The following is an 18867-nucleotide window of genomic DNA, read 5'->3' on the forward strand; positions in this document are numbered from 1 at the left end:
CGAGGAATAAGTGATTTTATTAGAAAATCTTAAATTTATGGCATCGTTTTTGAATTAGGGGAGTTTTTTAAAACTTCTTTATAAACTTCAAGATCCTTTCGGAGCATTAAATCAAGAGAGAAGTCATTAATTACAGTATGTCTTGCGGCGGTTTGAATTTTCTTAGCTTCTTCAGTATTTAGAATAGATAAGCAATGATCAATTTTTTCAGCTAAATCTTCAGCATCATTTGGCTTTACGTGGAAACCTGTTACATTATCATTTATTGTTTCAGTAGCTCCACCAATATTAGTGGCAATAACAAGCTTTTCCATAGCCTGCCCTTCAATAATAGTACGCCCAAAAGCTTCAGGCTCAATCGAAGCAGAAACAATAATATCTGAAATACCATAAAGATTTATGATATCAGAATCATTACCAAAAATTTGAATTTTATTTTGAAGTTTTAAATTTGCGATAAGTTCTTTTACTCTATTAGTAAAACTTGGATGTCTTGATAAATCACCGACCATTAAACAATAAAAGTTTCTGTGCTTTAATTTGCTTAATGCCTCTACTAAAACAAGATGTCCTTTCCAGCTAGTCATTCTAGAGGGCATCGATATTATCGGTACATTATCTGGAGCATCATATTTATCACGACATTTTTTAAGTCTTTCTGGTGTTAAATTTGCTGGATCAAAATAATCACAATTTACACCACGCTCAATTACCACTATTTTCTTTTCATCAACATTATAATTTTTAAGTAAATGTTGCTTCACAAAATTAGAAATGGTAATCACTTTCTCTCCCTTGAACATTATACTATTATAATATTTCTTCAAATCATTAGGAGCCTTATAAATACCATGAAAGGTTGTTAAAAACTTAGTATTCGTCCATTTTGCTGCTAGATATGAACTCCATGCCGGGGCTCTTGACCTTGTATGAACTATATCAACCTTATATTTTTTGATTATTTCGGCTATTAACCTAGCATTACTTAGAATTACAAAAGGGTTTTTACTACTACTATTCATTTGAATATGTAGTATTTCCTCATTATCTAACTCTTTAACTAAAGCACCACCAGCTGAAATTATAATCGGAGTATGACCAAGAACTTTAAGATATTTTGCAACTTCTATAGTCCCTCTTTCAACTCCTCCCGAAACTAGAGCAGGAACTACTTGCAAAATAGTATATTTATTGTATCGTTTACTTGAATTTAATGAAGGCATTATAATTTCATCTGTTTAAATAATTATTTAAAATGCACAAGCTTTATACTAGAACACAAGACAAATTTGTTGTCTATAATAATTATAGAATTGTTAATACAAATATTCCACCTGTAATTTTTTTACACGGCTTAATGTCAGGTATGCATTCATTTAAAGCTCTCTATTTAATAGATTATTGTAAAAAAAACAATTATAATTTTACTATTTTTGATAATTTTGGTCACGGTGATGCTGCGGGACAATTTACAGATCAAACTATTAGTAGTTGGTTAGAAGGAGTAGCTCTAGTTTTAGATGAATTAATTGATGATCAAGCTATAATAGTCGGCTCAAGCTTGGGAGGATGGCTTGCACTTCTTGCAGCTTTAAAGTTTCCAAATAAAGTTAAAGGACTTATCTGTTTAGCCCCTGCAGCTGATTTTACGGAAGATATTTGGCACAATCTATCGCCAACAGATCAATCTAGAATACAAAAAGAAAGTCTGCTAGAAATATCAGGTAGAAGTTGTGAACATAGATATCCTATTAGCTATAAATTAATAGCAGATGCAAAAAAGCATTTACTATTGACAAAGAACGAAATTGATATAAATACTCCGGTGCATTTAATCCATGGCATGTTAGATGAAGATGTACCTTATGATATTTCTCTTAAGCTGTTAGAAAAAATAACAAGTAAACAGATAATACTGAAATTAATTAAAGACGGAAAACATAACCTATCTAGAGAAGAAGATTTGAAAGTGATGACAAATTCTTTAGAGGAATTGATCCATGTCATTACAAGCGACTACAAGGAGCGTGGCAATCTCGTAAGCATGACTCCTGAGATTGCGAACGTACAAAACTTATAGTTTTTCCTCGCAATGACGGACAAGCTTAATACATATATTAAATAAAGAAAAAAATAATTATGTTTAGTAAAATAAATAAAATTCACGATTTTAAAGAAGTTATAAAAGCAATAGAAAAAGCAGATGGAACTTATCTAGTGCTTTTTGATGTTGATGAAGTAATAGTGATGGATTCAGATGAATCTAGATTAACGCATGATTACCGCAAAATATTAGTAAATGACATTGAAAAAAGGCTCTCTCGTAAAGAGTGTGAATTATTAATGAGCGTAGTTCTAAAGGACCGCAAAGCTAGGTTTGTGAATGATGATATTTTAACCATATTTGCTTTACTTCAAGAAAAAAATATTCCAGCAATGGGTCTTACAAAGCTTCCTACCGGTAAATTTGGCGTAATTGAAGATATGATAGAGTGGAGAGTACGAGAACTAACTGCATTAAAATTGAATCTTCAAGAATTATCACCTTTAAATGACGAAGTAATAATAAAAGATTTTAATGCCGGTTATGGTGATCCTATTTTAAAAGATGGGATAATTTACACCGCAGAATATGATAAGGGAGCTGTGCTTGAATATGTGTTGCAAAAAATAAATTATTCTCCGAAATCAATAATATTTGTAGATGATATAGAAGAAAATTTATTATCATTACAAAAGATATGTATTAAACTAAAAATTAATTACCAAGGGTTTGAGTTTATGGGCTCTGCAATAGTCCCTGAACCTGATCTTGACGAACAACTAGAAAAAATTAGATTTGAGATTCTAGAAAAAGAATATAAATGGTTAACGGATCACGAACTTAAAAAATTAAATAAATAATATTAATTATGCCTACAAAACTTATTATCCTTTTTGTCCTATTTTTTTCGCTTTCTACTATTGCAAGTAAAAAAATAGAAGAAAAAATTACAGGAGTAAAAGTTACTAAAGCAGAAACAGCTGAGCTTTATGAAGTCTTTCATATTGTAGGGCGATGCCAAAATAATAATAGCCGTGATTATTATGCTAATGCTGCTGGTACTGTTGAAAAAATTTCAGCTATGCAAGAACAAATAGTTAAAAAAGGTGATATATTACTAGTTATAGATAGAGATGTAGCGGAAACTACTAAATCAAAAGCCGAGGCTTTATTAAATACAAAGCAGGAAGAGTTCAATAGAAAAGATGCTTTATTTGCAAAGAAATATGTAAGTAGCCAAGAACATCAAAAATCGAAAAGCGAGCTTGAAGAGGCTAAATTTAATTAGTCTATCCGCCAAAAACACTTCAAATCCTGATCATTTGTAATGGGATAGAGTTTTGACAACAAATTGCTAAGATTTTCAATAAAAATTAATAAGTTATGTTAATTTTTACTGATACATTTCTGTGTTGGTCTAATTTTGATATGGAGCTATTGTTAACGATTTTTTATCGTTCATCTAGTTTTTGCATGATGATATTTTTGATTTATGTGGAGTTAGACACGATTTGTAAATGATTTGCAATGCATCGTAAATTCAAACCAATAGCAGAGATTATTGGATTGATAATATCTCCTATCATACCTTTCAAGAAGTTTCTACCCATCCGACCATATTGCTTTAACAGGAGTTTCGCACTTAGCAAATAATATGCTAATCTAGAGAAAAATAGTTTTAGATAAAAATGACAAGATCAAAATGTAGCAAAGATTTATATAAATCATTCTTACAAGCAAGTAGTGTAAGATATACTAGCAAAGCATTATCTGAAGTAAGTCCATTAGATCTATCGCACGATAGTGCAAGTCGATGGTTAAAGAGTAAGGATTTTCGCCCTAGCGAAATCTATAGCAAAGTGTCAAAATATATTGATCTGGAAGATCCTTGTTTATTAGTGGGAGATGACACCTTATTGTCAAAGCAATACAGTAAGAGGATCGAGCTTGTAAATTATCAATATTCTGGGGCTGTACATGATGTTATACCTGGTATAGGAATGGTAAACTTACTGCATTACAATACTCAAATTGATCAATCTACTCCTGTAGATTATAGAATATATGATAAAGAAACTGATGGTAAAACAAAGAACGAGCATTTTCGTGATATGCTTACTTTAGCTAAAGAAAGAGGTATCAAGCCTGATGCTATAGTTATGGATGCTTGGTATAGTGGTTTGGATAATTTAAAACATATACGTAATTTAGGTTGGATATGGGTTACCAACCTAAGAAAAAATAGAAAAGTTAATCGTAATGTTAGCTTGGAAACTTTAGAGATTCCCGATGAAGGGCTAAAAATTCACCTACGTGGATACGGTTGGGTTACGGTATTTAGTCTATCCGCCAAAAACACTTCAAATCCTGATCATTTGTAATGGGATAGAGTTTTGACAACAAATTGCTAAGATTTTCAATAAAAATTAATAAGTTATGTTAATTTTTACTGATACATTTCTGTGTTGGTCTAATTTTGATATGGAGCTATTGTTAACGATTTTTTATCGTTCATCTAGTTTTTGCATGATGATATTTTTGATTTATGTGGAGTTAGACACGATTTGTAAATGATTTGCAATGCATCGTAAATTCAAACCAATAGCAGAGATTATTGGATTGATAATATCTCCTATCATACCTTTCAAGAAGTTTCTACCCATCCGACCATATTGCTTTAAGTGACCTATTATTGGTTCTATGGCACTGCGTCTCTTGATCATAGACTTGTCCTCTTGTAACAACTTCTTCCGCGTTTTTGGGGTATATACCTTACTCTTCTCCTTTACATTGCTACCACTATACCCAAGATCAACAAATGATTTCTTTATCTTGATTCCAGTGACACTCTCTACTGCTTCAAAGCTCTGATGCAATGTATGACCATCATAAGGATTATTATGAAACGATTTTGCGGATAAAACAAAATTTCTACGACCACTTACTACTACCGCTACTTTATTGCCAAACTCATATGGCTTGTTGCGTTTTCCCTTTCCTATACACTCTACTTCAGGGGCATGAAAACTATATAATACTTTGTTATCTTCTTTATATTGCTTTTTAGCTTCTCTTTTTAAAACAGATTGGTTATGTATTTGTTTTATTTTTTGCAATACTTCTTGATTTTTGAGAGACAAGTTTAATTGCTTATTTTTGATCTCACGCTCACATACTCTAATCAAACGACCCAGTAATATTTTTAAATGCTTCATTATTTTCCAACGCTTCTTGGCTTTACTATGTTCTTTATATTTCCATAGCTTTACTATATCGCGTTTATAGGTTCTAGCGTATGTTTCATTCAAATGTATACCCAAACTGTTGCAAAGCTTTACTATGCTAAGCCTAGCTTTATCCATTAAATAAACATCGTGTGGGTGTTTGATATTCTTAATTTGTACAGTCGTATCAGCGATGATTAATTCCAAATCTTTTTTTTTAATTGTGTTAGTTTTTATCCCAACCCTGATCAACTCCGATAATATCTCATTATATCCAGCTTCACCTAATACACTACGAAACCGTCGTATACTAGTTTCCGAGATAGCTATGTCTTTTTCTATATATTCCCACCCGCAGAAATACTGCCAATACATATTCTCTTTTAGCTCTTCCTCTGATAATGAATCTGAAAAATTATACATTGCTTGTAGCATCGTTATGCCAAGCATCACTCTATGACATTTTCTATTTCTACCAAATTTCTTAATACAAACATTTTTTGATAACCACTCTTCGAGCCTAGACCAATTTATTAATTCTCTTAATTTATATAGCTTATTATTTGGGTTTAATTCTTCTTTTAATTTATAACCAAACAGTTTCCCTTGTTCTTGCGATTTGATAATGTTGTCTATTGGCATTGACTGAAATCCATAAGGTTTATGACCATATTTTATCATTTTCTTACGGATTGTTGTATTACTTCTTGTCTTAAAACCATATTATCTATAAGGCTTGTAGAGTTTTGGCGGACGGACTATTTAAGTTTGTGGCAAAAAATGGTCGCATTGATTACATAACAACTAATTTAGAGAATCCTACACGTGAGCAAATAGAGAAAATTGTTAAGGCGCGTTGGTCTATAGAAGTTTATCATCGAGAATTGAAACAAACTTGTGGTATTGAATGCTGTCAGGCACGCACGGGTCGAGCTCAAAGAAATCATATTTGCCTTGCTGTATTGGCCTGGCTTGATATGAACAAAAGGAGGATAAATGAAAACATTACTTTATATCAACAAACTTGGGAAGTTATAAAAACATCAATTCAGAACAACATTAAATGGCTTCTAACTAATACACAATTTTGCTAAGTGCGAAACTCCTGTTTAAGTGACCTATTATTGGTTCTATGGCACTGCGTCTCTTGATCATAGACTTGTCCTCTTGTAACAACTTCTTCCGCGTTTTTGGGGTATATACCTTACTCTTCTCCTTTACATTGCTACCACTATACCCAAGATCAACAAATGATTTCTTTATCTTGATTCCAGTGACACTCTCTACTGCTTCAAAGCTCTGATGCAATGTATGACCATCATAAGGATTATTATGAAACGATTTTGCGGATAAAACAAAATTTCTACGACCACTTACTACTACCGCTACTTTATTGCCAAACTCATATGGCTTGTTGCGTTTTCCCTTTCCTATACACTCTACTTCAGGGGCATGAAAACTATATAATACTTTGTTATCTTCTTTATATTGCTTTTTAGCTTCTCTTTTTAAAACAGATTGGTTATGTATTTGTTTTATTTTTTGCAATACTTCTTGATTTTTGAGAGACAAGTTTAATTGCTTATTTTTGATCTCACGCTCACATACTCTAATCAAACGACCCAGTAATATTTTTAAATGCTTCATTATTTTCCAACGCTTCTTGGCTTTACTATGTTCTTTATATTTCCATAGCTTTACTATATCGCGTTTATAGGTTCTAGCGTATGTTTCATTCAAATGTATACCCAAACTGTTGCAAAGCTTTACTATGCTAAGCCTAGCTTTATCCATTAAATAAACATCGTGTGGGTGTTTGATATTCTTAATTTGTACAGTCGTATCAGCGATGATTAATTCCAAATCTTTTTTTTTAATTGTGTTAGTTTTTATCCCAACCCTGATCAACTCCGATAATATCTCATTATATCCAGCTTCACCTAATACACTACGAAACCGTCGTATACTAGTTTCCGAGATAGCTATGTCTTTTTCTATATATTCCCACCCGCAGAAATACTGCCAATACATATTCTCTTTTAGCTCTTCCTCTGATAATGAATCTGAAAAATTATACATTGCTTGTAGCATCGTTATGCCAAGCATCACTCTATGACATTTTCTATTTCTACCAAATTTCTTAATACAGATAGTGGACTGAAAAATCAAGACAAAAAAATGAGTAGTATGTTTTCCTAATTTTTCGATTATCAGGCAGCAATTTGCTGATAATTTTGCATATAATTCAGATATACATTCATAGGCTTTTTATAACCAATACTTGAATGAAATCTGTGATAATTATATTTATTCAGATAATGATCAATCCCCTCTTTTAACTCTTTAACATTGTTAAAATCATTAATAAAGATACAATTATATTTTAAAGTTCTAAAAAACCTTTCTATTACTATATTATCAATACTTCTACCTTGGCCATTCATTGAAATTTGGATATCATGCTCCTTGAGAATATTTATGTGGTCATAACTGGTATATTGGCTACCTTGATCACTATTAAATATCTGTGGAGCGTTATACTTACTGAGAGCTTGTTTCAAGACATCAGTTACAAGAGATGCATCCATAGAATTTGACAGTTTATAGCTCAATATGGCCTTGCTATGCCAATCTATAATAGCTGCCATATACATAAAGCCACCATTAGTTCTAATGTAAGTAATGTCACCACTCCAAACCTCATTCACATTAGGCACATACACTTGCTTTGTTGAGCCAGATTTAGTCCAATATTGATCAAGTAAGTAGCTATAGATCTTATGCTCACTATCGTTTCGAGAAGTAGATTTTTTCTTATGTGGGTAAATAGCTTCTATACCCATCATCCTCATATATTTCAGTACTCGATCTTTACCGACAATAAAACCATCTTCTAGTAACTGTTGATGAATATAGCGATAACCAAATTCAGGATTATCTGTATATATTTCATCTATTCTATTTAAAATACTTAATTTATTTATACTCATCTCCTTGGATTTATAGTAGGCTGTAGATCGACTAATCTTTAATAGTTCACACTGTCTTGATTTTGAGAGTTGATTTAGCTTGGAGTGTACAAGACTCTTTTTATTTGATAAATCCAAGCTTTTGAGCTTTCCCACGGCCCAGTCCCTCTCAACTGTGATTCTACCAAGAGCTTTAGCAAGCTCATCATTTTGCTCTTGTAAATGATTTATTTGTTCTTGATATTCACTCAAAACTTTAGCTGGTTCAAAAGCTAATGCCGCATTACCTAAAAACTGTTTTTTCCAATTTTGAATTGTTTTAACACTTATTGCATATTTTGAAGCTAACTGACCAAGTGTCGACTCCTCTTTTATTAATTCTAATACTATCCCCGTTTTTTCTGAAGCACTGAAAATTTTTACTTTATTTTTCTTCATCTTTCCTCTTAAGTTTATTGCTATTTATTCTAACTTATTGCGGAAACACACTCCTTCATTTTTTTGTCCAATTTTTTTAGTCCATTATAACAAACATTTTTTGATAACCACTCTTCGAGCCTAGACCAATTTATTAATTCTCTTAATTTATATAGCTTATTATTTGGGTTTAATTCTTCTTTTAATTTATAACCAAACAGTTTCCCTTGTTCTTGCGATTTGATAATGTTGTCTATTGGCATTGACTGAAATCCATAAGGTTTATGACCATATTTTATCATTTTCTTACGGATTGTTGTATTACTTCTTGTCTTAAAACCATATTATCTATAAGGCTTGTAGAGTTTTGGCGGACGGACTAATTATACAATGGCTCTTAAAACCTACAATGACATGATAATTACTGCTCCTTTTAATGGTAAAATAGGTGTGATAAAACCTATGGTCGGTGATGGAGTAAAAATAGGTGATTATCTTTTTAGTATTACAGGAGCTGATAAATCACAAAGTGTTTTTATTGAGCTACCGGAATCTTTAAGTGGCAAGGTCCTCGCCAGTACAAAAGCAATAGTTAATGGCAAAATCCATAGTGAGGTTTTTGCTATTTCACACTATTTATCCAATAATGGTACTATAACCGCTAAAATTGCCTTACCAAATAATACAAACATCTTACATAATAGCTATGTGGATGTTAAGTTGATAATCAACCCGCATGAAAATTTAGCTGTACCAGAAAAATCTATACAACGTAATAATCAAGGTAATTTTGTCTATAAAATAGATGGTGATATAGCAAAGCAACTATATGTAAAAACTGGTTTACGAACTAATGGTTTAATCGAGATTATTTCCGATAACATCAAAGACAGCGATATAATCGTTACAGAGGGCATGCCTCAAATAAGCGATGGTGCAAAAGTAAAAATACTTAATGAGTAAATTACTTAGATCTGCTTCTTTTAAGCCATATACTTATTCTAGATATAGTTGCATGCATTCCATTATATTTTATAGAATAAATGGCTAACCTAATTAAACTTGGTATATTAGAAAAACCTAATAGTATTTTTTTTATACCACTAGAGTCGCTCCTTGTAACATTAACATCTTCTTTTAATGATTTTAATGTGGTTATAGCTTTTAACAATAAACCAACAGTTAGGGAGCTATATTTATTTAAATAAGGATGACTAATAATATAAGATGCTGTGTTTATTAAACTTTCTGCATGTTTTCTAGGATTTGACAAAGTATTAGTACTAGTTATTCTTACTTGTGATAATTCTTTATTAATACCACCTATCAGATTCTTACTTGCAATAGAAATCCATACACAAAAATCTTCACCATTTCTAATATTTTCAGGAAATAAATTTCGTCTAAATAAAGAAGTTTTAGCCATAACTGTCGGCACTGCGATTGGACAGTAATTAATAATCTGGGGAAAACATTGTCCAGAAAAAGTACCTGAATCCTCAGAAGAAAGATATTTGAGTTGCTCATCTACTGTTTGATAAGAAGTATGAGAAAATGATTTATCATTTTCTGCCATATACCTTAATTGAGTTTCTATTTTATCCGGCATAAATAAATCATCCGAATCAAGAAAAGCAATATATTCTCCGGTAGCTTTTTCAATTCCAAAATTACGAGCTGAACTAACGCCTTTATTTTCTCTGCGAAAATATTGTATTCTCTTATCTTTTTTACATGTTTCAATCAGTTTTGATACATCATTAGTTGATCCATCATCTATTACGAACACTTCAAAATTTTGATGAGTTTGAATTAGTACACTTTCTATAGCCTCTATAGTCCAATTTATCCTATTATATAAGGGAATAATCACAGTAACTTTTGTATTATTTAAATATTTATTTGCCATCTCTAAAGCTAATTGTTCTGATTTTTTATAGGGAGTACTGTATTTTAAAAAATTTATAGTATCGAATAGAAATGCTGCTATTGAGCCCCCACCCATGGTCAGCATTTCTTGCTCTGTTAATTCTTTTAAAAAACCCGTCCATAACACTTCACATTCTTCTAACTGGTTAGGAGCGATACGACTACTTTGATTTGGATGTTGACGACATTTTACAAGAATTTGAGAATCGAAATGAATTGTTGCTATCCGAAAAATCTTAAAAAATAAATCATAATCCTGAGTATGTTTTAGTGACTCATCAAATAACCCAATTTTTTGAAAATATATAGTCGGTATTAATAAAGTACAACCATATGCTAATCCACGTAAAAGAGCAAATAATGATATATTTAATTTTTCTTTTGGATATTTCTCATCAGGTTTTATAAAACGTAAAGAACGGGATTTGTCATCAATTAGCTCATAACCACCATAAATTATGGTATCTTTATTATCTAATTCATTTAATATATTAATTTGATGTTCAATTTTACTAGGATAATATAGATCATCATGACTAAGCCAAGAAAAATACTCACCTTTCATATTTTTTATGCCGACATTTAAAGCCGAAGCACATCCACCATTTTCTTTAGAAAAATAACGTATTTGATCACCATATGATAATGCGACTTCTTCCGTTTTCCCATTATCTTTTGAGCCATCATTAACAACTATAATTTCAATATTTTTATATGTTTGGGCTAAAGCACTATCTATTGCCTCACGCATATAATTTGCCCCGTTATATACCGGAATAATAATGGAAACTAACGGGAAATATGTATTTTGCTTCATTTAACTCTAATTATCTAATTTCAAAAATTTTAAAAATCTATCTTCCATACATTCTAAAGTAAAATCTTGTAAAAAACAATCATGCCCATTTTTAGCAAATTTTTTATAAGAATCTCTATCGGTTATTGCCTTTTCAAGCTCATATATTATTTTATCAGTAACAAGAGCATTACATAAATACCCTGCATTATTGTTTGCTATGTATTTACTGGGGGAGGAATAGTCAGGAGCATGACAAAAAACTGGTCTACCGGCTGCAAAATATGTAACTAATTTTCCTGGAAAACTAGTAGATGATTCTTTATAAAATTCTTCTGAAAACCAATATGGAAGATATAAAAGATCTGAATCTGATAACAAAGTGATAGCTTCCTCTTGCGGACGCCATCCTAAATATTCAAAATTTTCCGATTTTTGTGTAGAAACTTCAGAACGTCCAATAATACGGACTAAAATACGCTTTTCCCCTATTATCCAATTAGCCTCATTTAACGCATTAATAAAACTCATCCATGCATCTTGAGCATATAACTGCCCTGCTATTGCAATTATAAACACATCTCTATCTTCATGTGAAGCAGTAGCAGGAGGTTTAACTAATTCTTTAGCTAAACTAGCAATTATCGGTATAGTTGGTATATTATATTTAGCTTCATACTCCTTAGACATCCCCCAAGAGGCGGTAGCACAACAAGTACTATATTTGAGTACTTCATCAAATTCTTCTAAGAATCTTTTGCTGGTATATTTATCAATATAATGACTGCGTAACCGCCATTCAAAATGATCCCATACCTGCGTATATAAAGGAACTGAGAGTTTTTTAGCTAAAGGACGTGCTAGCCTAACTATAGTTTGACCTTGCAATATAACCCATATAGTATCAACGTTATGTTTTTTGGCAAAATTAATAATCTTAGGAAGCACAAAATATTTTACTTTTAAGGCACGAAGTAGCTCAATACCATAAGAAATTAAAGTTTTTATTTTCTTTCCTTTAAATCCTGTAACTGATTCGCTAGGTTTGAATAATTTTAAATGAGGAATCTTATCTAATTCTTCTGGTATTTTAAATTCTAAAGACGAATGTGAAACTGTACATATAACAATTTGATTTAGGGGTAGAAATTTTACTAAAGGTTTTAATACCAACCCTGCAGTATAATTATCGCAAGGAGGAATATCGGTTAAAAGTAAAATCTTCATTTATTCAGAACTTCCTTATAAATATCTACTAAGTTCTTTACATGCATATCTTGATTATAGTGTAATTCAGCTGCCTTTCTTCCTTTACTACCTCGTTCTAAACGTTCTCCTTGATTATCAACTAAATGCTTTATTGCATTTGATAAAGCATTGCTATCACGCATTGGAACAGAAATGCCGATATCAGGGGCAAAAGTTACTTCAGGTAATGATGTTTCATCAAAAACTATTATTGGCTTACCGCATGCCATTGCTTCTATTGCCATAACGCCGAATGCTTCTGCAACGGAGGGCATCAAGAAAATATCGGAAGCAGCTACAACATCTCGGAGTAAAACATCATCATTAGTCCAACCATGTTCTATTATTTCAAATCTTCCTCTAAAGCGTTCTAACAAATTATGTCTACCAACTGTTAACAGACATATAGGTTTTGTAGTTTCCAACTTTTCTAACGCATCCATAATATAGCGGTAACCCTTAAAAGGAGTATCTTCTGAGCGGAAACAAATCACTATTTTCTCATCACTAATATTGAAACGCTCTCTTGCTTTTTTAGTATGATCAGAAGAGAAAAATTTTAAATCCAAACCGAAAGGTAAGTGATGAACCTTAACTTCTTTATCAAATAAAGGTGAAGTATCAACCATATTCTTCATCCATTTTGATGCTACAATTAAATTAAAATTGGATTTTTCATAGATTGTTCGTTTGTTATCAAATAAAGATCTACTATTATCTACTCTCATTGGAAATGGGGTTTTAAGATCAGGGCAAACACCGCAATTTTTTTCCCATCCGGTGCAACCCATTGGATAAACGCAACGTCCTGTCATTGCCCAAGGATCGTGCAAAGTCCAAACTGTTGGTTTTAACCTAGTTATTTCAGGTAGGTGATTTATGCTAAAAAACCGAGAATGAATAATATGAAGATGTATAAGATCAGCTTCCTGAAACTCAGGCATCTTTATCATTTGTAAAGCATTACGATATAAAATTGATTGTAAAGATAAAATATTTTCTGCTACATACAAAAAGTTATTTATCATATGATCTTTTTTGCTAAAAGATAACACCTCAGAGTTATTGGTATCTCTTTTCCAAATCAGATGTTTGGAATCTATGCCATATTCTTTTAAAAGGGGTGTAATCGCTAGACCATGAAAACGACTCCCTGGTGATTCATAACCATTTACTTGTAATATCTTCATTTTAAACTTGCTATAAAGTTAATAATATTTTCTAGTAAGATTTCTATCTTTATCAGTAAAATCATGCTTTTTCCATAAAGCTCTATGTGGCTCTTTTATAATATCATTAGCTTCATCACGTGGAGCTTTAGTATAATAATATAATAGATTTACGATATCACCTTCAGGAAAATTTAACGGATCAGGAAGAGCGTGATAACTCTTGTCATGGGTATCAAAGGCAACTAAACGATTAAAAAAGCGGTTCTACTCTTTTTATGCATTTATCACCATTTTCATCATATATACCAAATTCTCCACCCCACCCTTTTTTGCCAGTTAGGATTTAAATATAAAATAACATTCATACGACGATTAAGACCTGTTGCATCATGATAATTTCCATCAACATGCACATCTAACAAACCACCAGGCATTGTTATATTAAGCCCGCCACCAGTAAAATAAGGATCAGGAACAAGTTTCGGAATTTCAAAAAGCTCTGCAAGTGCATAAAGCATATCCGATGACTGAAGTTTTGACAAAAAATTTTTAATGATGCTCCTCGCAGCAGAGCTACGAGGTATCTATCCAAAAAGCTTTAACTGTTTTTGTTGAAATGCTTTATAAGAAGGTTTGCCTGAACCTCGATTCTGTACATAATTACGTAATCAGGAGTTTCGCACTTAGCAAAATTGTGTATTAGTTAGAAGCCATTTAATGTTGTTCTGAATTGATGTTTTTATAACTTCCCAAGTTTGTTGATATAAAGTAATGTTTTCATTTATCCTCCTTTTGTTCATATCAAGCCAGGCCAATACAGCAAGGCAAATATGATTTCTTTGAGCTCGACCCGTGCGTGCCTGACAGCATTCAATACCACAAGTTTGTTTCAATTCTCGATGATAAACTTCTATAGACCAACGCGCCTTAACAATTTTCTCTATTTGCTCACGTGTAGGATTCTCTAAATTAGTTGTTATGTAATCAATGCGACCATTTTTTGCCACAAACTTAAATACCGTAACCCAACCGTATCCACGTAGGTGAATTTTTAGCCCTTCATCGGGAATCTCTAAAGTTTCCAAGCTAACATTACGATTAACTTTTCTATTTTTTCTTAGGTTGGTAACCCATATCCAACCTAAATTACGTATATGTTTTAAATTATCCAAACCACTATACCAAGCATCCATAACTATAGCATCAGGCTTGATACCTCTTTCTTTAGCTAAAGTAAGCATATCACAAAAATGCTCGTTCTTTGTTTTACCATCAGTTTCTTTATCATATATTCTATAATCTACAGGAGTAGATTGATCAATTTGAGTATTGTAATGCAGTAAGTTTACCATTCCTATACCAGGTATAACATCATGTACAGCCCCAGAATATTGATAATTTACAAGCTCGATCCTCTTACTGTATTGCTTTGACAATAAGGTGTCATCTCCCACTAATAAACAAGGATCTTCCAGATCAATATATTTTGACACTTTGCTATAGATTTCGCTAGGGCGAAAATCCTTACTCTTTAACCATCGACTTGCACTATCGTGCGATAGATCTAATGGACTTACTTCAGATAATGCTTTGCTAGTATATCTTACACTACTTGCTTGTAAGAATGATTTATATAAATCTTTGCTACATTTTGATCTTGTCATTTTTATCTAAAACTATTTTTCTCTAGATTAGCATATTATTTGCTAAGTGCGAAACTCCTGGTAATTTCTGCTCATCACCATGTTTACCTACTGTGCTCATAAAATATCCTTTACTCCAAAACTCACTTCCCCATAATTTTTCTTTAAGATTTGGATATTTCTCAAACATTTTCTTAGAAGTAATACTTTTTATGATTTGAGTTATTTTTGTTGGGCTATACATTGGTATTGACTGTAATAAAAAATGTACGTGATCTTTATCTACTCCTATTTCTAAAAATCTAATTTCATAACGATCTTCTATGTGCTCACACATTTTACACAAATAATCATCTAGTTCTTGATTGAATATTACTCTTCTATACTTTGCCGGCGTTACTAAATGATATATTAGTACTGTGACATTATGACTCTTATGTATATAACTGCTTTCTTCCATTCAAGTAGTATATCACGAAGCAGAGCTTCGGGGAATTAAACCCTGAGAGATTAAAAGCTCGATTTCTCTCGCTTTATACTGGATCTAGTTCCCAAGCCACAGGATGACATCGAAGCAATTCTCAAACCACAAAATAAAATTTCAGCAATATCTAATCTTTTTTAGTGCTATCATCCTCTTTCATGCCGTCTTTGAAAGCTTTTAAACCTTTGGCAAGGTCGGACATAACTTGCGGTAATTTACCGGCACCAAATAATACAAAAATAATTAATAGAACTATTAATAAATGGCTGAAGCTCATTCCCATAGTATTTCTTGCTATATAAGTTAAAATTTTATTATATTATATATTATAAATCTAATCCAGAGCAAAAATGTTTACCAAAAAACAATTCTCAGAATTCTTTGTTACTTTCTTTTATATCGGAAAAATAAAATATTGCCCGGGCACTTTCGGCTCTCTTGCTGCTTTTCCTGTATGTTACGCTATAATGTATTTTGTTGTTGATAATAAACTAATTATTCCTTTTGCAAATCTTACGCTTAATGAAGCTCAGCTTGTCAGTGTGGTCATTATAGCCTCTGCTATATGTCTATTACTTCTAATACTTGGTACATATTTTACTAAAATATACTTAAACTATACGGATTCCAAAGACCCAAAAGAGGTAGTAATCGACGAAGTAGTAGGGCAGTTATTAACTGTTATTTTGGTATTTTTCTCAGCAGTTTTTGTTAACGAATCAAACGTGATAAAACATTTAAGTACTTTAAAAGTTAGTATAATATTGCTTTTTATATTACCTTTCTGTTTATTTCGTCTTTTTGATATATTAAAGCCTTGGCCCATTAATTGGCTTGATAAAAATATTAAAGGTAGCCTTGGGGTTATGGTTGATGACCTAGCTGCTGCAATTTTTGCTGCAGTAACACAATATGCGATTGTATTTGTGTTAATTGATAAAACCTGTTGAAGCTTTATGTTAAGTATGTTATAAATGATGCTCCTCGCAGCAGAGCTACGAGGTATCTAAAAAAGTTTTAGTTGTTTCTTATGATATCACGAAGCAGAGCTTCGGGGAATTAAACCCTGAGAGATTAAAAATTGATTATATCTGGCTTAATTAATTATAGAACTTTCCGACACGATTTGTAAATGATTTGCAATGCATCGTAAATTCAAACCAATAGCAGAGATTATTGGATTGATAATATCTCTATCATACCTTTCAAGAAGTTTCTACCCATCCGACCATATTGCTTTAAGTGACCTATTATTGGTTCTATGGCACTGCGTCTCTTGATCATAGACTTGTCCTCTTGTAACAACTTCTTCCGCGTTTTTGGGGTATATACCTTACTCTTCTCCTTTACATTGCTACCACTATACCCAAGATCAACAAATGATTTCTTTATCTTGATTCCAGTGACACTCTCTACTGCTTCAAAGCTCTGATGCAATGTATGACCATCATAAGGATTATTATGAAACGATTTTGCGGATAAAACAAAATTTCTACGACCACTTACTACTACCGCTACTTTATTGCCAAACTCATATGGCTTGTTGCGTTTTCCCTTTCCTATACACTCTACTTCAGGGGCATGAAAACTATATAATACTTTGTTATCTTCTTTATATTGCTTTTTAGCTTCTCTTTTTAAAACAGATTGGTTATGTATTTGTTTTATTTTTTGCAATACTTCTTGATTTTTGAGAGACAAGTTTAATTGCTTATTTTTGATCTCACGCTCACATACTCTAATCAAACGACCCAGTAATATTTTTAAATGCTTCATTATTTTCCAACGCTTCTTGGCTTTACTATGTTCTTTATATTTCCATAGCTTTACTATATCGCGTTTATAGGTTCTAGCGTATGTTTCATTCAAATGTATACCCAAACTGTTGCAAAGCTTTACTATGCTAAGCCTAGCTTTATCCATTAAATAAACCAGGAGTTTCGCACTTAGCAAAATTGTGTATTAGTTAGAAGCCATTTAATGTTGTTCTGAATTGATGTTTTTATAACTTCCCAAGTTTGTTGATATAAAGTAATGTTTTCATTTATCCTCCTTTTGTTCATATCAAGCCAGGCCAATACAGCAAGGCAAATATGATTTCTTTGAGCTCGACCCGTGCGTGCCTGACAGCATTCAATACCACAAGTTTGTTTCAATTCTCGATGATAAACTTCTATAGACCAACGCGCCTTAACAATTTTCTCTATTTGCTCACGTGTAGGATTCTCTAAATTAGTTGTTATGTAATCAATGCGACCATTTTTTGCCACAAACTTAAATACCGTAACCCAACCGTATCCACGTAGGTGAATTTTTAGCCCTTCATCGGGAATCTCTAAAGTTTCCAAGCTAACATTACGATTAACTTTTCTATTTTTTCTTAGGTTGGTAACCCATATCCAACCTAAATTACGTATATGTTTTAAATTATCCAAACCACTATACCAAGCATCCATAACTATAGCATCAGGCTTGATACCTCTTTCTTTAGCTAAAGTAAGCATATCACAAAAATGCTCGTTCTTTGTTTTACCATCAGTTTCTTTATCATATATTCTATAATCTACAGGAGTAGATTGATCAATTTGAGTATTGTAATGCAGTAAGTTTACCATTCCTATACCAGGTATAACATCATGTACAGCCCCAGAATATTGATAATTTACAAGCTCGATCCTCTTACTGTATTGCTTTGACAATAAGGTGTCATCTCCCACTAATAAACAAGGATCTTCCAGATCAATATATTTTGACACTTTGCTATAGATTTCGCTAGGGCGAAAATCCTTACTCTTTAACCATCGACTTGCACTATCGTGCGATAGATCTAATGGACTTACTTCAGATAATGCTTTGCTAGTATATCTTACACTACTTGCTTGTAAGAATGATTTATATAAATCTTTGCTACATTTTGATCTTGTCATTTTTATCTAAAACT

Annotated in this window: 16 protein-coding genes and 6 pseudogenes; 7 read left to right on the top strand and 15 right to left on the bottom strand. The window is 32.1% G+C overall.

The genetic code is table 11. The annotated features are described in order from the left end of the window. Nucleotides 1-35: 35 nt before the first annotated feature. Nucleotides 36-1223 (bottom strand): glycosyltransferase family 4 protein, encoded by a 1188-nt coding sequence (locus AAHI98_RS16105; protein ID WP_342226476.1) that lies wholly within the window; start codon nucleotides 1221-1223, stop codon nucleotides 36-38. Between the two features lie 32 nt (nucleotides 1224-1255). Here AAHI98_RS16105 and AAHI98_RS16110 point away from each other — a divergent pair. The 3 genes and pseudogenes from AAHI98_RS16110 to AAHI98_RS16120 form a co-directional block, all read left to right on the top strand. Then, nucleotides 1256-2055, top strand: a pseudogene (locus tag AAHI98_RS16110) (alpha/beta hydrolase). An 84-nt stretch (nucleotides 2056-2139) separates the two neighbouring features. Continuing rightward, the gene (locus AAHI98_RS16115) at nucleotides 2140-2904 is read left to right on the top strand and encodes a DUF2608 domain-containing protein (protein ID WP_342226478.1); all 765 of its coding nucleotides are present in this window, start codon (nucleotides 2140-2142) and stop codon (nucleotides 2902-2904) included. Nucleotides 2905-2909: 5 nt separating this feature from the next. After that, nucleotides 2910-3329: pseudogene (locus AAHI98_RS16120) on the top strand (efflux RND transporter periplasmic adaptor subunit); the annotation flags it as partial. A 205-nt stretch (nucleotides 3330-3534) separates the two neighbouring features. Here AAHI98_RS16120 and AAHI98_RS16125 read toward each other — a convergent pair. Continuing rightward, nucleotides 3535-3693, bottom strand: coding sequence for a hypothetical protein (locus tag AAHI98_RS16125; RefSeq protein WP_342226479.1), 159 nt, complete (start codon nucleotides 3691-3693; stop codon nucleotides 3535-3537). 39 nt (nucleotides 3694-3732) lie between these two features. On the opposite strand from AAHI98_RS16125, the pseudogene AAHI98_RS16130 reads away from it, so the two are divergent. Next, nucleotides 3733-4401: pseudogene (locus AAHI98_RS16130) on the top strand (transposase); the annotation flags it as partial. A 186-nt stretch (nucleotides 4402-4587) separates the two neighbouring features. Here the strand turns inward: AAHI98_RS16130 and AAHI98_RS16135 are convergent. After that, nucleotides 4588-5949: an IS5 family transposase gene (locus AAHI98_RS16135; protein WP_342224717.1), complete on the bottom strand. Its 1362-nt coding sequence runs from the start codon at nucleotides 5947-5949 to the stop codon at nucleotides 4588-4590. A gap of 77 nt (nucleotides 5950-6026) precedes the next feature. On the opposite strand from AAHI98_RS16135, the pseudogene AAHI98_RS16140 reads away from it, so the two are divergent. Continuing rightward, nucleotides 6027-6362 (top strand): annotated as a pseudogene (locus AAHI98_RS16140) (transposase); the annotation flags it as partial. Here AAHI98_RS16140 and AAHI98_RS16145 read toward each other — a convergent pair. From AAHI98_RS16145 to AAHI98_RS16155, 3 genes are read right to left on the bottom strand one after another with little or no spacing between them, the layout of a single operon-like run. After that, complete coding sequence (locus AAHI98_RS16145; protein WP_342226482.1) at nucleotides 6343-7437, bottom strand: IS5 family transposase; 1095 nt, start codon at nucleotides 7435-7437, stop codon at nucleotides 6343-6345. The pseudogene AAHI98_RS16140 and the gene AAHI98_RS16145 sit on opposite strands and share 20 nt — an antisense overlap. 41 nt (nucleotides 7438-7478) lie before the next feature. Then, on the bottom strand, nucleotides 7479-8675 hold the full coding sequence (locus tag AAHI98_RS16150) for an IS3 family transposase (RefSeq protein WP_342224752.1): 1197 nt from the start codon (nucleotides 8673-8675) through the stop codon (nucleotides 7479-7481). A 29-nt stretch (nucleotides 8676-8704) separates the two neighbouring features. Further along, nucleotides 8705-8956, bottom strand: a complete 252-nt coding sequence (locus AAHI98_RS16155) for a hypothetical protein (protein WP_342226483.1) — start codon at nucleotides 8954-8956, stop codon at nucleotides 8705-8707. Between the two features lie 79 nt (nucleotides 8957-9035). Between AAHI98_RS16155 and AAHI98_RS16160 the strand changes: the two are divergent. Then, a pseudogene (locus AAHI98_RS16160) lies at nucleotides 9036-9617 on the top strand (efflux RND transporter periplasmic adaptor subunit); the annotation flags it as partial. Nucleotide 9618: 1 nt separating this feature from the next. On the opposite strand, the gene AAHI98_RS16165 reads toward AAHI98_RS16160, so the two are convergent. The 7 genes and pseudogenes from AAHI98_RS16165 to tatA form a co-directional block, all read right to left on the bottom strand. Next, on the bottom strand, nucleotides 9619-11400 hold the full coding sequence (locus AAHI98_RS16165) for a glycosyltransferase family 2 protein (RefSeq protein WP_342226484.1): 1782 nt from the start codon (nucleotides 11398-11400) through the stop codon (nucleotides 9619-9621). A gap of 6 nt (nucleotides 11401-11406) precedes the next feature. After that, nucleotides 11407-12606: a glycosyltransferase gene (locus AAHI98_RS16170; protein WP_342226485.1), complete on the bottom strand. Its 1200-nt coding sequence runs from the start codon at nucleotides 12604-12606 to the stop codon at nucleotides 11407-11409. Beyond that, the gene (locus tag AAHI98_RS16175) at nucleotides 12603-13817 is read right to left on the bottom strand and encodes a glycosyltransferase family 4 protein (protein ID WP_342226486.1); all 1215 of its coding nucleotides are present in this window, start codon (nucleotides 13815-13817) and stop codon (nucleotides 12603-12605) included. The genes AAHI98_RS16170 and AAHI98_RS16175 overlap by 4 nt, the downstream gene beginning before the upstream one ends. A gap of 278 nt (nucleotides 13818-14095) precedes the next feature. Beyond that, nucleotides 14096-14341, bottom strand: coding sequence for a 2OG-Fe(II) oxygenase (locus AAHI98_RS16180; RefSeq protein ID WP_342226487.1), 246 nt, complete (start codon nucleotides 14339-14341; stop codon nucleotides 14096-14098). Between the two features lie 141 nt (nucleotides 14342-14482). Further along, complete coding sequence (locus tag AAHI98_RS16185; RefSeq protein WP_342224656.1) at nucleotides 14483-15463, bottom strand: IS701 family transposase; 981 nt, start codon at nucleotides 15461-15463, stop codon at nucleotides 14483-14485. Nucleotides 15464-15524: 61 nt separating this feature from the next. Beyond that, a pseudogene (tnpA, locus tag AAHI98_RS16190) lies at nucleotides 15525-15902 on the bottom strand (IS200/IS605 family transposase); the annotation flags it as partial. Nucleotides 15903-16053: 151 nt separating this feature from the next. After that, on the bottom strand, nucleotides 16054-16209 hold the full coding sequence (tatA, locus tag AAHI98_RS16195; RefSeq protein WP_016947907.1) for a twin-arginine translocase TatA: 156 nt from the start codon (nucleotides 16207-16209) through the stop codon (nucleotides 16054-16056). A 67-nt stretch (nucleotides 16210-16276) separates the two neighbouring features. On the opposite strand from tatA, the gene AAHI98_RS16200 reads away from it, so the two are divergent. Next, on the top strand, nucleotides 16277-16876 hold the full coding sequence (locus AAHI98_RS16200) for a phosphatidylglycerophosphatase A family protein (protein ID WP_342226488.1): 600 nt from the start codon (nucleotides 16277-16279) through the stop codon (nucleotides 16874-16876). A gap of 223 nt (nucleotides 16877-17099) precedes the next feature. On the opposite strand, the gene AAHI98_RS16205 is transcribed toward AAHI98_RS16200, so the two are convergent. Further along, nucleotides 17100-17879 carry a hypothetical protein gene (locus AAHI98_RS16205; RefSeq protein ID WP_342226489.1) on the bottom strand — a complete coding sequence of 260 codons (780 nt, stop codon included), beginning with the start codon at nucleotides 17877-17879 and terminating at the stop codon, nucleotides 17100-17102. After that, nucleotides 17873-18853 (bottom strand): IS701 family transposase, encoded by a 981-nt coding sequence (locus AAHI98_RS16210; protein ID WP_342224656.1) that lies wholly within the window; start codon nucleotides 18851-18853, stop codon nucleotides 17873-17875. Before AAHI98_RS16210 ends, AAHI98_RS16205 begins: the two co-directional genes overlap by 7 nt. Between the last annotated feature and the right edge of the window lie 14 nt (nucleotides 18854-18867).

It is taken from the genome of Rickettsia endosymbiont of Urophora cardui, assembly GCF_964030725.1.
Lineage (GTDB): Bacteria > Pseudomonadota > Alphaproteobacteria > Rickettsiales > Rickettsiaceae > Rickettsia.